The sequence below is a fragment of the Microcoleus sp. Pol8_D6 genome (genome assembly GCF_036700965.1).
Taxonomy (GTDB): domain Bacteria; phylum Cyanobacteriota; class Cyanobacteriia; order Cyanobacteriales; family Microcoleaceae; genus Microcoleus.
The window spans coordinates 23,334-37,129 of record NZ_JAUBPW010000031.1; the positions used below are offsets into that span (position 1 = coordinate 23,334).

At 47.2% G+C, this 13,796-nt stretch carries 7 protein-coding genes; 1 reads left to right on the forward strand and 6 read right to left on the reverse strand.

All coding sequences use genetic code 11. The annotated features are described in order from the left end of the window. Positions 1 to 40 precede the first annotated feature (40 nt). The gene (locus QUA10_RS14450; protein WP_333083212.1) at positions 41 to 217 is read right to left on the reverse strand and encodes a hypothetical protein; all 177 of its coding nucleotides are present in this window, start codon (positions 215 to 217) and stop codon (positions 41 to 43) included. 151 nt (positions 218 to 368) lie between these two features. Beyond that, positions 369 to 5,876 carry a PAS domain S-box protein gene (locus QUA10_RS14455; RefSeq protein WP_333083211.1) on the reverse strand — a complete coding sequence of 1,836 codons (5,508 nt, stop codon included), beginning with the start codon at positions 5,874 to 5,876 and terminating at the stop codon, positions 369 to 371. A gap of 229 nt (positions 5,877 to 6,105) precedes the next feature. Between QUA10_RS14455 and QUA10_RS14460 the strand changes: the two genes are divergently transcribed. Then, complete coding sequence (locus QUA10_RS14460; protein WP_333083210.1) at positions 6,106 to 9,918, forward strand: glycoside hydrolase family 2 TIM barrel-domain containing protein; 3,813 nt, start codon at positions 6,106 to 6,108, stop codon at positions 9,916 to 9,918. A 51-nt stretch (positions 9,919 to 9,969) separates the two neighbouring features. Here QUA10_RS14460 and QUA10_RS14465 read toward each other — a convergent pair whose 3' ends face one another. The 4 genes from QUA10_RS14465 to QUA10_RS14480 all read right to left on the reverse strand — a co-directional run bounded on the left by QUA10_RS14465 (position 9,970) and on the right by QUA10_RS14480 (position 13,492). Next, positions 9,970 to 10,215, reverse strand: coding sequence for an HNH endonuclease (locus QUA10_RS14465; RefSeq protein WP_333083209.1), 246 nt, complete (start codon positions 10,213 to 10,215; stop codon positions 9,970 to 9,972). Positions 10,216 to 10,265: 50 nt separating this feature from the next. Next, a complete protein-coding gene (locus QUA10_RS14470) occupies positions 10,266 to 10,733 on the reverse strand; it encodes a KGK domain-containing protein (protein ID WP_333083208.1) in 468 nt (155 codons plus the stop codon). A gap of 50 nt (positions 10,734 to 10,783) precedes the next feature. Further along, positions 10,784 to 10,972 (reverse strand): hypothetical protein, encoded by a 189-nt coding sequence (locus tag QUA10_RS14475; RefSeq protein ID WP_333083207.1) that lies wholly within the window; start codon positions 10,970 to 10,972, stop codon positions 10,784 to 10,786. 84 nt (positions 10,973 to 11,056) lie between these two features. Then, entirely contained in the window at positions 11,057 to 13,492 is a 2,436-nt protein-coding gene (locus QUA10_RS14480) for a dynamin family protein (protein WP_333083206.1), read from the reverse strand. Positions 13,493 to 13,796 lie beyond the last annotated feature (304 nt).

Sequence of the window (13,796 nt, forward strand, 5' to 3'; positions counted from 1 at the left end):
TTAACTGCTGGAGCGTGCCTTTCCTGGCAAGTGGCACGCCCTAAAAAATGTGAATTTTTCCGCCCGTTTCAATATAGGCAACTACCAGCGAAGATTGGGCACTGCTGTCAAAATTTGCTTCTGTCACTTCTGTTTCTAGCTGTTGGGAATTTGATTCATTTTCACTTGCAAAAATTGTGATAAATTTTCTAATTACTTTGTGTTGATCGGCAATCATGTTGTTAATGAAAAGCCAGGAGGGCGGGTTTATGAGATTGTAGATTATGGGCGATTATTATTGGTGAACCCGGCCCTACAAGATTTAACATCATACAAATCCGAATCAAACGGAAATGATATTATTTGTGGGTTCATCGAACCCGATCGCCCTAATGCCCATTTGTTAACTTGCCTAAAACGGTGGCGAAGAGAACGGGTTCGATCGGCTTTGTTAAGTGTTCGTTGTAACCAGAGGCGATCGCCTGATCGCGGTCTTCTTCGCTAGCATAAGCTGTCAGCGCCACGGCCGGCAAGCGCTTGATTTTGTCGGATGCGGACGATCGCACTTTGCGGATCAGCGAGTAGCCGTCCTCAACGGGCATAGCGATATCACTAACTAAAATATCCGGCGGCGACTGCTGTAAAAGGTCGATCGCCTCTGCAGCCGTTGCCACCGCAGTCGCAGTCGCCCCGCACTGTTGGAGGGCAACCATCAAAAACTCGCGGTTGTCGGGTTCGTCGTCAACTACCAACACCTTTAAACCAGCCAAAATACCCGGAGGCCTTGGATTGGATTTAGTTTCTCCTCTCAACTGCGGCTGGTTACTCCGACGCTGTTTGAGAGGCAGTGTCACCGTAAATGTCGCACCCTGGTCTTTACCGGGACTTTCCGCAGTTACAGTACCCCCGTGGAGTTGCACCAAGTGCTCGACGATCGCCAATCCCAGTCCCAAACCGCTCTCAGCCTTAGTTTTCGAGGCGTCTGCTTGTCGGAAGCGATCGAACACGTAGGGCAGAAAATCAGCAGAAATGCCCTTTCCGGTATCGCTGACAGTAATTTGCACGTAATTGGGTGATGAGGAATCGCTAACAGCTACCGCAGATAAGCGCAGTTGCACAGTTCCCCCCGAAGGCGTAAACTTCACGGCGTTAGTCAGCAAATTCCACACTACCTGCTGCAACCTCGGGGCGTCGCCCCACATCAAGCCGACTGCGGGGTCAAGTTCTAAAGAAACGGTGACAGACTTGGCCTCGGCTGCCGAACGAACTGAATTATGAGCTGCCTCGATCGTCCTTACCATGTAGAACCAGCCGGGTTTCAGAACCAGCTTGCCTTGAATAATCCGGGAAACATCGAGCAAATCTTCCACTAGCTGGATCTGCACCTTCGACTGACGCTCAATGGCTTCCAAACCCGAAGCTAATTTATCTTCGTTGTAGGGATGGGCGCGCAAGATCTGTGCCCACCCCTGAATCACATTTATAGGCGTTCGCAATTCGTGGGATAGAGAGTCTAGAAACTCGTCTTTCCGGCGGCTGATCGCTTCTGCTTCCGCCCGCGCGGCTTGTTCGCGATCGAGCAACTGAGCGCGTTGGGCCTCGACTTGCTTGCGATCGCTGATGTCGGCGACGATCGACATACAGTTAATATTGCCGTTGCTGTCGCGGACTGGAGTTGCCCACAAACTGATGTCGAGCGAGCTGCCGTCTTTCCTTTGGCGCTGGGTTTCCATGCCGGCGATCGCATTTCCTTCGCGAATTTTTTTCAAATTGGCCGCGAATTCCTCCCGCTTGTCTGCGGGAACGCAGGGCACCACTTGACCTAACGCTTCTGATTCATGCCAGCCAAAAATCCTCTCTGCCGCTGGGTTCCACATTTTCACAGTCCCGTCGTCGCAGTCCAAAACGGTAATTGCTAGGGGACAAGCCTGAATCAAGGCTTCTAAAGTTTGATGGATGTGCGATCGCGCCTCTTCTGCTTGTTTGCGATCGCTGATATCGACGTTCACCCCGATCATCCGCAAAGGCAAACTCCGATCGTCCTGAAACACCTTAGCCCTGCAAGCAATCCAGCCCACGCTTTTGTCCGGGCGGCAAATGCGAAACTCTATGTTTAATTCCTCCCCGGACATCGCCGCAGCCTTTACCTGCTTTTGAGTAACAGCGCGATCGTCTGGATGCAACCTTTCCACCCAACTTTGATAGCTGTCGATACCACCGGCCGGCAGCCCGTACAAAGCCTCTAACTCCGGTGTACACGCGATCTCCCCAGTTTGGATGTTCCATTCAAAAGTTCCGATTTTGCCTGCTTGCTGAGCGATTTGCAGCCGTTCTTGATTGTTTTTGAGTTCTGCTTCCACCCGCGATATCTCGGTCAAGTCGATGTAGAATGCGACGATCGTCTCTGGTTCGCGATCGTCCGGGTTCAGAGTCGTCCCGCCCATCAGAATCGGCACGCGGCTGCCATCTTTGCGGATGTACTCTTTTTTGAAAGGAGTTGCGACTCCCTGATCCCGCAGTTCTTGGGCCGCTAAGGCGTCGAGGTGCAGGTATTCGGAGGGGGTCATCCTGTCCCACCGCATTTTACCCGATAGCAAGTCTGAGCGCGTGTAGCCGACCATGTTGAGCAGGGATTGGTTGGCGTAGGCGATGCGGCCGCTAAAATCGCCGATCGCAACTCCGAAAATATTTGACTCGAACAGCCGCCGGAATATGGCTTCGCTTTGCTGCATTACCCGTTTTGCTTGGTTGCGATCGGTAATTTCGGCAATCACGGTGCTGACTCCCAGCAGCGTTCCTGATTCATCGCTCACTGGGTAAAAGCTGATTTGCCAATCCCGCAAAACTCCCGGCTGTTGCTTGGTTTCGGCCTTAATTTCCAAGTCGAGCACGGGGGTTTGCGTCGCCAGCACTTGGCGGTAAATCCGTTCTACCATATCGGCCATTTCGGGAATTACTTCTCTAACGGTGCGCCCGATGTGCTCTGCGATCGATCGGCCGTTGATAGCAGCGAGGCATTCGTTCAGGCGGATGTAGCGCAAATTGGTATCGACAAAGCACAACCCGACTGGTGTGGTTTTGTAAACTAAGTCGAGTTCTGCTAGTTGGCGGCGAATGCGTATTTCGTTTTCTCGAAGTTGATTTTGGGCTTGTTTGCGATCGGTGATATCTAGTACGAAAAATGCTCCTTTGTCTGTGCATCCTTGGAAGTTTCCGCCGCCGACTAAAACGGGGAAGCGCGTGCCGTCTTTGCGGAGATATTCTTTTTCAAAAGGCGCGCAACTTCCTGATGCTTCGACTTGCGCGAGGGCGATGCGATCGAGTTCTTGATATTCCGGCGCGGTGAGTTCGAGCCAGCGGATCTGTCCCGAAACTAAGTCTTCCCTCGTATATCCGATCATTTCCAGCAAGGCGTCGTTAGCGTCCGTAACTTCGCCGCTGGCATCCCAGAAACCGATGCCGATCATGTTAGATTCTACCACGCTGCGGAAGCGCATTTCGCTTTCCCGCAAAGCTAATTCGGTTTGTTTTTCGGCGGTAATATCTGTGATAATTAGGCCTACTCCGATTATTTCTGCCCTTTCATTTTTTACTGGGTAGTAGTTGGCGAGCCAGTAGCCGAAATATCCCGGTTTTCCATCAGGTTCGCCGCTCATTTCTAAGTTTAAAACAGGCTGACCGGTTTCTAAAAGTTGCTGAATTATCGGCGCAAATTTGGCTGCATGTTTTGGCAACAATTGCCGGAAGTCTTGGCCGAGATGCTGTTCTATCGGCAAACCGTTGAGTTCTGCTAAAACTTGATTTATACGGATGAAGCGCATTTCGCGATCCATAAAGCAAATCGCTAGGGGAGATGCTTCTAATAGCGAGTCAATTAAGGCGAAGGATTGCGATGTTTGAGATAGTGCTTGCTGCGCTTCTGCGTAAAGTCTGGCGTTGTCTAGGGCGATCGCCACGCGATATGCTAAATCTTCTAGCATTGCCATGTCTTCTGCACTGTAGCGGCGGCCCAACTTCTGCGTAAAGCAAGTGATGGAACCCATTACCCGCCCGCGAGCCCTCAGCGGTACGCAAGCGTGAGATCCGATATTGAGCGATTGCAATATTTCCAATTCTGCTGCATTTTCGGCTCCTGCTGCTAAAATCTCCTCATCCACTTCGGCAATTAGTTCGGATTTTCCGCTGCTGATTACCAGCGGATAGCCGTTAACAGCATTTTCGGCGCTCAAACTTCGGATGCTCAAGTTATTAATAGTCTCAACCGTTGAGGGTTCTGCGTGATCCACAGCGACTAGACGCACTTTTGAGTCGGTTTCGGTCAAATGAATGCAGCACCCATCAGCGATCAAATTTACGGCTAATTCTGCTACCTTTTGCAGCACCGTTTCCCCGTCAAACGCATCAGCCAGCATTTTGCTGACTTCTGCTAAAAATGCCGAGCGCTGCTGTTCTATTTCCGCTTTTTCCCTCGCTGTTTGCTCGATTGTTAACTGCAATCTTTGAGTTTCTGCAAGTTTTATTTCTGTGATATCGCGGGCGACAATTAAGGCTGATTCTGCTACGCCATTTTTGTCAAATTCTGGAACTACGCGGGATTGATAACTTCGGATGCCGTTGATTGAGAAGGCCTGAAATTCGACAATTTCTTCTCGACCTGTTTCTAACACTTTGTGCAGGGTTTCATCCCACATCTGGCACAGTTCCGGCGGCATTCCTATTTCTTGACTGGTTTTACCCAAAAAGAATGAAAGCGGTTTTCCTTGGGTTCTTTCAACTGCTTGATTGACATAAATATAACGCAGATCTTTGTCAGTGCGGATAATTACATCTGGCGTATTTTCTAGCAGCGTTCTCAGTTGCTGTTCGCTGCTTGCCAAAGCTGCTTGCGCTTGTTGTCTTTCCGTAACATCTCTCACCGTGCCCACGTATCCGATGAGTTCGCCGGAGTCGGAGAACATCGGCGAGGAACAAACGTTAATCCAGCGCACAATCCCCTGTGGTGTTTGCAGGCGATACTCGATCGCATATTCCCCACCTTGCCGAGTATAATCCAGCCATCGGCTCAATACGCGATCGCTGTCTTCCGGGTGAATGCAATTCTCCCACCCTTCTCCTAAAAGTTCTGTCAAACTTAAGCCGCAAATAGCCTGACAGCGAGGGTTTGCATAGGTGTAGCGCCCCTCAAAATCTGCCATAAAAATGCCGACAGGCGAACAGGAACTTAAACAGCGAAATCGTTCTTCTTGAGCTTGCAGCGCTTCTTTAGCTACTGTTAGTTCTGCTGTGCGTTCTTTAACACGACTTTCTAGCTTAGTGTAGGATAAAGCCAGGGCTATTTCTGCTTCTTTGCGGTCAGTAATATCGATCCCCGTTCCTATCACATATTCTACCAAACCCTCGCCATCTGTCGTCACAGTATTCGACCAAGAAATTAAGCGCTTCTCGCCGTTTTTACTGCGCCAATAGTTTTGATATTCGCTGTTATAATTTTCGACTTTTAGCTGGGTAAAAACTGTTTTAACCGGCTCTATTTCTTCGGGAATTAAGAATAAATCCCAAACATATTTATTGATTACTTCTGCTGCCGAGTATCCTGTACTTTTTTCGCAAGCTTGGTTAAACCGGACAATCCGGCCTTGGCTGTCGAGAACTACAATCAAGCAAGCCGTCGTCTCAATGACTTTGGAAGTAATCTTACGTTCTATTTCTTGTTCTTGTTCTACGGACTTTAAGCCAGCATACCAAGCGCTAACCATTGCAGTGGCCAAAAGTAAGATTACAGGAGCTGCCTGGTATGAAAACAGTAACAGAGTTGTCAGCAGTAAAGCGGTGCCGGCACTCAATGTAGCAATTTTGTAAGATGTAATGGGTGAGGTCAAGACCTGAAACCGACTCATTTTTATTGACCTGTAGCGATGGCGCGATCGCACTATTGCTGATGTCGATGAAACAACCTGGTTAAAACTTAGTTAAAACTAAGTATTTATTTTTTCTATACAAAACCACATTTGTCGGCTCTGTGCCATCTTCCCAGAGACAGATTGGCATGGGGATTTCTGCTGAATCAACTGCTATCATAGATCAAGGGACAAATTAGATTATCTAATTTCTGGGAGCAATAAGCGAGTGAATCACAAGCTGGCAAAAATTATCGGGTTATTTTTCGCAGCCGCCACCCTCTTTGGATTCGTCGGTTACGCGCTGCAAAATCCCAACTTCGCCAGCAACTCAGCGATATCGATCGGCTTCCCCAATCTTACCACCCTGGCCGTCGGGGCGATCGACAACAAACGATCCCAAATCTATCTTAACGGAACTTGGCAATTTGTCCCCGCAGTTGGCAACCCCCAAACCCCCCCCGTCTCCCCAAATTGGGGTTCCATCTCGGTGCCGGGAGACTGGCAAAAAGAAAACAACGAATCCGTACCCGGAATCATCACTCGCGGCATCGGCAAAGATTGGGAAAACTTCAACAGTAAACAACTATCAAAAGCTTGGTATCAGAGAAATATAGACATTCCCGGCGACTGGACAAACCGCCGAATTTTTCTCGACTTAGCCCGAGTCAGCACCGATGCAGTCATCTTTCTCAACGGCATTAACTGCGGTGAAATCCCCTGGCCCTACGGCACTATTGAAATTACCAAAGTAGCAAAACCCGGTCAAAACACCCTATCTATTTTAGTGGTGGCAGTATCCGATGAAAAGGAAAAAGCCGTCATCATGGGCCCCACAGAAATCTACACAGAAAAATCCAAGTTGCAATCGCGGGGAATTATCGGCGAGGTACGACTTCTGAGCCTGCTCCCCGGCCCGCTGATTAGCGACGTATTCGTCCAAACTTCCACCCGAAAAAAGCAAGTTAAATTAGATGTAGAACTCAAAGACGTTGCCCAAAACGGTCAAGTTGAATTAATAGCGGAAATGCTCGACGAAAAAGGCAAAGTACAACAAAAATTCACCGCAAATGCCAAGGTTCAAGCTAAACCAATTCAAACCCTACAAGTTCAGTGGAATTGGCCAAATCCCCGTCTTTGGGATGTCGGGCAACCAAACCTTTACACCCTGCAATTAGAAGTAAAAGGCAGTGGCATAGACACGCAATACTACCAACCTTTTGGCTTCCGCGAATTTTGGATAGAAGGGCGCAAATTTTTCTTAAATGGAACTGAATTTCGGCTGCGACCAATCTTGCACTCTGATACTTGGCAAGGCGGGACATTAGAAGTGGCGGATAGCCTAATTGATGGCTACGTAAAAGCAGGTTTTAACATAACAGAAATGTGGCCTTGGAATCACGACGAACGGGGTAGATGGCACTTCCGAGAGTTATTTTCCGAAAGAGCAGACCTCAAAGGTTTTCCCATTATGGCTCCCGCTTTAGACATTAGTCCTATCGCTTGGAACGGCAAGTGGAAGAACCCTCTGTGGAAAAACCGCTGGAAAGACCGAATGGTGACAGAAATGCGCCGCTACCGCAATCATCCATCAATATTAATGTGGGCAACAAGTCCTAATTTTTTCGGCAACGCTGACGACCTAAATCCCCGTCGCATCGGCAAAAGCAAAGTAGAAGGAACTCTCAGTCCCTCCGAAAACCAGCGTTTGCGGGTCAACACTCCCCTAGGAAATGACGCTATAGCTGCGATTAAATCGGCAGACCCAACCAGGCCCGTGATGGTACACCAAGGCGCAAACTTCGGTGATGTTTATGCGCTGAATTCTTATTTAAATATGATTCCCTTGCAAGAACGGGAAGAGTGGATTTCTGAGTGGAGCAAAACCGGGGAAAGGCCCTACATGGCAGTCGAGTTTGGGACTCCTCTGCACGCAACGATGATGCGGGCCCGCAAAGGTTTTGGTCAGGCGATTGTCAGCGAACCTTGGATGACTGAGTTTACGGCAATTTATTTTGGCAAGCAGGCTTACGAGTTGGAAACGGCGGCTTATAAATCTAAAATTCGCGAGCAATTTGTCAGCGGTCAGGAGTATCAAAGCTGGCATTTTAAAAAAGAGTTGGATTTTGCACCAGCTTTTCAAAAGTTGCAGCAGTTATTCAGTACCAATACTTGGCGGAGTTGGCGGACTTTTGGAATGTCTGGGGGGATGATTCCTTGGAATGACGGACATGGTTGGGAAGTTTCCGAAGCTGGTCGAAAGAAGGTGGATATTGGGGCATTTCAGCCTGGTGGCCGGGGAGTTTATTTGAAGCAAGTCTCAAAGAATCTTTTGAATTATTTGCAGCCCGAAGCTTATATTGTTCATCCTGGGGGCGAGGCAATTATGAATAATAATAGCTCGACTTTGGCTTGGATTGCTGGTGCTAGCCCGGTTTTTACTGCGAAAGATCACAATTTGTTTGTGGGCAGAAAACTGGCCAAGCAAGTAGTGTTAATTAACGATACGCGGGCGGCGCAAGAATTTTCGTTTAATTGGCGGGTTTGGGTGGGGGGGAAAGAAGTAAAAAAAGGCGATAATAAAGGGATAATTGCTCCGGCAGGCACGCTGCTTTTCCCCATAGGCGTAAATTTGCCAAATACCATTTCTAGCAAGGCTGACGGCGAAATACGCTTGACTGCACGGGTGGGGGAGCGATCGCATTCTGATACATTTGCTTTCCGCGTTTTTCCCAAACAATATAATATCAAAAATTCGGTGACAATTTTCGATCCAGCGGGCAAAACATCGGCAATGTTAAAACAATTAGGTTATCAGCTTGTACCGTGGAACGGTTCGCAACTTGCATCGATATTAATTATCGGTAGGGAAGCCTTTTCTAGCGGGGAAAAATTGCCGGGAAGTTTAGAAAGTTTTGTCCGAAACGGCGGCAAAGCAATTGTGTTTCCTCAGCGCCGGGAATGGCTGGAAAGTACGGGTTTCCGGGTTGCTGCCCACGTCAGCCGCCGCGCTTATCCAGTTGACAGCAACCACGCGGCAATTAACGGTTTAGACAGTGAAGATTTGCGGGATTGGGTGGGGGAAAGCACGCTGGTTGAAGCTTATCCAGATACGATCCAAACTGGCCCTAATTTGAGTCCGGCAAATAAACCTTGGTACGGCTGGCATTGGGGAAATCGTGGCGGTGTCAGTAGCGCTTCAATTGAGAAACCGCACCGCAGCGGTTGGCGCCCAATTTTGGAATCTGAGTTTGATTTAGCTTATTCGCCGCTGATGGAATTGGATTACGGAAAAGGGCGGCTGATTTTAAACGAGTTGGATTTGGAAGACCATTATTCTGTAGATGCTGTGGCGGCGCAGTTAGTGCAACAAATTGTGAGTTACGGGATGAATTCTCCGGTGGTTGGAAAGCCGGATCAAGTGGTTTTAATTGGGGGAGATGGAGATGCCCAAAAGTTGGACAGTTTGGGGGTAATTTATCAGCGCGCTAGTTCGCTTTCTAATGATGTTGGTTTGGTGATTGTGGGGAGAGAAGCGAATCTGAAAGATGCAGATTTGCGCGGTTATTTGAATGCTGGCGGGAAGGCGTTTTTCTTGCCGCGTCAAGTACCTGTTGCGGGTTTGGGCGTGGGTTTGCAGCAAGCGCAGGATTTCGGGGGTTCGCTGGCGGTTCCGAGTTGGGATGAGGTGAAGGGGGTTAGCGCTTCAGATTTGCGATCGCGCTCTTTTTATGATACTTGGTTGATTAAGTCTGGGGGAGAAGTCGGCGCTGACGGTTTGTTAAGTCGGGTAAAAGTTGGCAAGGGTGTGGCGATTTTTTCTCAGATTGAACCGGACAGTTTGAATGCTGATACTAAGACTTATTTGCGTTTTACTCGCTGGCGGCAAACCAGGGCAAATGCTCAGATTTTGGCTAATTTAGGGGCGAGTTTTAAGGCGGATGGTTCTGTGTTTAACGGTTCGAGTCGGGAGTTTTATCACTGGGATTACAGAACGGATTTTGAGAAGGGGGATGATCCTTATCGGTATTATAGATGGTAGAAGTTTTAAACCGCAGATTAACGCGGATTAACGCGGATGTTATGGAGGATATTAGAGGTCAAAGTGACGGCGGAAGCGGGGGTCTAGTTTGTCGGTTTTCTTTTGGTTGCAGGTACCACAGAGGGTTTGCAAGTTGCTGATGTCGTTGCTGCCGCCGCGCGCTAGGGGGATGATATGATCGATCGTCAGTTGGGTTTCTAGTTTGGTTTGGCCGCAGCTTTGGCATTGGTATTTATTGCGAGTAAATACGTATTTTCTGACTTCTGGGGGAATGGGGATTCTTGGGGTTTTAGTCATGATGATTTTTAACCGCAGATGAACGCGAATTAACGCAGATGTTTGATCGACTAGCTGGGTGAGTTGTCTTGATTGAGAAGTTGGCGGCGCAAGTCATCGAGGGGGGATTCGGGTTTGCTAGTTTCTGATTCGTTCTTTTCTGGTGTTTGTTCGACTTCTGATTCGTCTGGGCAAAATTCTATGGTGACATTGAGTTTGATCTTCATCTTTCCTTTCTTCCAGCCCTGAGCACCGACTCTGAGAATTTCACAATCTATACCTTCACCAAACCAGTTCTCATAAGCATTAGGTTGTTGGTCAGTATTTGAACCTACATAAATGTAGAGTTTTTGTTGATTAAACAAGTTAGTTAGTTCCTCTCCTAACCCATATTCAGGCAAAACTCTATTTACTGTTTCCTTGAGTTTTGCTACTTTAAGCATTGCGTTACCGAAAGATAAAGCATCCTCATTACCGCAGTTGTGAAAATTAAATTTATTTTCCATATTGATATCTAACCTAATAGGTTTTTTAGCCATGAAATTTAACCGCAGATGAAGAACGCGAATGAACGCGGATTTTGGACGGTTCAGTCTGCAAATAGTTCGTCATAAATGTCATTTTCCGCGCTCAGCCAATCTTGATAAGCTTGGGATACAAGCATCGGTTGAACAGATGCTTTTCCACTTTTAAAGAATAGGGCTCGGTTCAGAAGTGTTGCTAACTTATCTTCTGGAATTTGTTCGATTATTGTTAAAAGTTTTTGGCGAATGTTCATAGGATTAAAGTCGCTCTTTGTTGGCTATTATAGCACAATAAACAGAATCAAGAGAGCGGCGAATTCTCTTCGCCAAAATTGCAATCATTCACCATCCACCGAAACGCTATCATTTTGTCCAATTACAGGCAACAAATGCTCGTGCAACTTCATCGCCTGCAAACAACTATTAATCGCCGAAACTGCCCGATCGTACTCTTGAATCTTCTGCTCATTCTCAGCTTGCCGCCGCAGATTCCCAGCAATCTTTTCCTCCGCCTCCTGTGCCAGAGTTTGCTCCAAATAATCGCGGGCTTGACTGTACTTCTGCAAAATATCATCAGCTTGCTTTTGGGCCAGCGGCAACAAATGCTCTTTCAGGGTTTGGTTGACAGTTTGGCGGAAAGTTTGCCGAATAGTTCTAGATACTTTCGGCTCAAAATCCAGCCGCAATAATTGCCGAATTGCTGGTTGCGCGTCCACCATGTTCTCGCAGTCGAAACCTTGAGAAGTTTGCTGCAATGTTTCCCGGAATTGATAAATCGAAAATGTGCCTTCGTCGTAAAAACGGGGACTTTCTCGCACGTAGCGATCGCACTCAACGCCCGCCGCATTTACCAAAGCATCCGAAACCCGCTTTGATAACTCCTCTAACTGCTGTTCAATTCCCCCGTCATTCCCCAACAACCGATAAAGTAATCGATAGTATTCAGACTTGCGAACGCTATCTTTCAAATACTGGAAATAATTATCAACCAGTGATTTAGTAGCCTCTACTAAAATATCTTCCAACTGATTCGCTAAATAATAAAGCGCTTCAACTAAAACAGCAATTAAAGGTGCTGTAGCATTGCGGGGATGATTTCGCAAAGTGCGTCCGTAAGCCGCCTCAACAGAAAATCCATCTAACAATTCATCCAAGCGGCGGATCATCCGAGATTGCAGTTGCCGAAAGTCTGTATCGAAAATATCGCATTTATTCATAATCATTTCATTGACTTCTTCGGCGATATGTTCGCGAAATTCCTCTCCAACTTGCTGCAATTCTTGATTTAGCCGCAAAAGTTCCTGTGCTTTCATTGCCTCAATTTCGCGGGGCTGGCTGTCCAAATTCCGCTGAATTGTTTGGTAGTGTTTCCGCAGTTGAATGCACAAATCTTCTAAGTCGTCAGCTAAATTTTTGAACAGTTGCGGGCGTTTTTCTTCTGTGAGATAACGGGTGATGGCTGTGCGAAAATCTTCGATACCGCTATCTTGAATTAATTGAGCAATTAATGGTTGTCCTTGCTCTGCCAGAATCCGCACGTAGTTTTCATTTGGTGTTTCGTAACTGTTAACTGAAATCCGAAATTTGCTCGGAGATAGCTTACCGGAATTCGCACAGTAGCGATTAAATTCACTAACAAATTGCGGAGTTTCTTCACTATTACCGAGAAACTCTGAATCTAATTTATCATCTCCAAAAACTCGCCCTTTACTGGTGGCAAAGATTGTATTTAAACCAAAGCGATCGCGCCCTGTTGTCCCTCGAATCAAACTCCCGTAAAATCCCAACAATCCGCTAGTTTTATAAACTCTCGCAGTATCCCGAAAGTCGGAATTAATCAGATTTTCTAAGCGCTGTCGCAGTTGCGTGTTGTACCAAGTTTCGTCGATGCGGTTGAAAATGTAAAACAGCCGATCGCGAATTCCCGGATTTCCCCGTGTTTTTTCCATCAACTCGGTTTCTTCCGTCGTCATTTCCCCAGACGAAGCCGCTTTCAAAACGCAGACAACTGCCGAAGTATCCGGGCTTTCAATCTTATCATAAGTCAATTCTGCATCCCGCTGCACCGGCGCATCAATTCCCGGCGTATCGATAATAATATTGCCATCTTGTAGCAAGGGATGATAACAGTAATATTCAACTCGCTTGAGTACAGCGCTGTTACTACCGCGACGGGCATAACTAGCAGCTTCCTTGAGATTGGAAAAGTTAAACTGTTCCATCGAATAGGTAGCGTTTTCGAGAGTTTGGATGCGATCGCGATTTGCCTCAAAACCTTCTAACAGCAGCATCAAAGCCTTAGCTTTTTTGGCTAGTTCCGATTTATTTTCGCCGCCTTCCGTTTGAATAATTATGTTACATCCCTGAGACAACAGGGACACTACATCTGTTTGATTAATATTAAGTTCAGTAGTTAAACCTAACTGATGGCAAAGCACAGAAGCTTGCTGGCTAATCTCAAACTCGCTCAAAAAAGTGAGAACTACGCGCTCTTTTTCCGGCTCAGCAAAGGCGATATAACATTCCGTACCTGTCGCGTGTCCCTCTGCACTGTAGAGCAATTCCCGCTCCAGCAAAGCATTAATTAACATAGATTTTCCCGCACTGAAAGCACCTGCAAACACAATTTCAAACTCAGGAGAAATTGCCTTTTTCAGAGAAGCTTGTACCGCCGTGATATCTTGTTGTCGCAAAGACGATTCCTGACGCAGAAGTTGCAGTAAAGAGTCAACTTGCTCTTGCAGACTGGTGCATTGAGGGGGCATTTGAGTCATGGCGGCAGACTGCTCCTGATTGTGGGAAAATTACCTTATTGTTAATTCTCTGCTAGTTCAGGAATAATCACAACAGTAATTGTACTTATGCGAGCCAGGATTGCTGAAAGTGCGATCCTCTTCGAGGGCTCCGCTAACGGCTATTCTGGCGACAAATCCTATCGTTTATGGTTGTGTCGGAATTATTAAACCGCAGAGGCCGCAGAGGGCGCAGAGGAAGACAAGAGAGAGATGAATAATTCCGATACCAACGGATTTGTTATTATCTATTTACCGTCAAGTGGCTAAATCTGATATGTCAGTA

Bases quoted from the DNA above. Each gene is read 5' to 3' on its own strand.
- QUA10_RS14450 (WP_333083212.1), bottom strand. From the start codon at position 217: ATGATTGCCGATCAACACAAAGTAATTAGAAAATTTATCACAATTTTT.
- QUA10_RS14455 (WP_333083211.1), bottom strand. From the start codon at position 5,876: ATGAGTCGGTTTCAGGTCTTGACCTCACCCATTACATCTTACAAAATT.
- QUA10_RS14465 (WP_333083209.1), bottom strand. From the start codon at position 10,215: ATGACTAAAACCCCAAGAATCCCCATTCCCCCAGAAGTCAGAAAATAC.
- QUA10_RS14470 (WP_333083208.1), bottom strand. From the start codon at position 10,733: ATGGCTAAAAAACCTATTAGGTTAGATATCAATATGGAAAATAAATTT.
- QUA10_RS14475 (WP_333083207.1), bottom strand. From the start codon at position 10,972: ATGAACATTCGCCAAAAACTTTTAACAATAATCGAACAAATTCCAGAA.
- QUA10_RS14480 (WP_333083206.1), bottom strand. From the start codon at position 13,492: ATGACTCAAATGCCCCCTCAATGCACCAGTCTGCAAGAGCAAGTTGAC.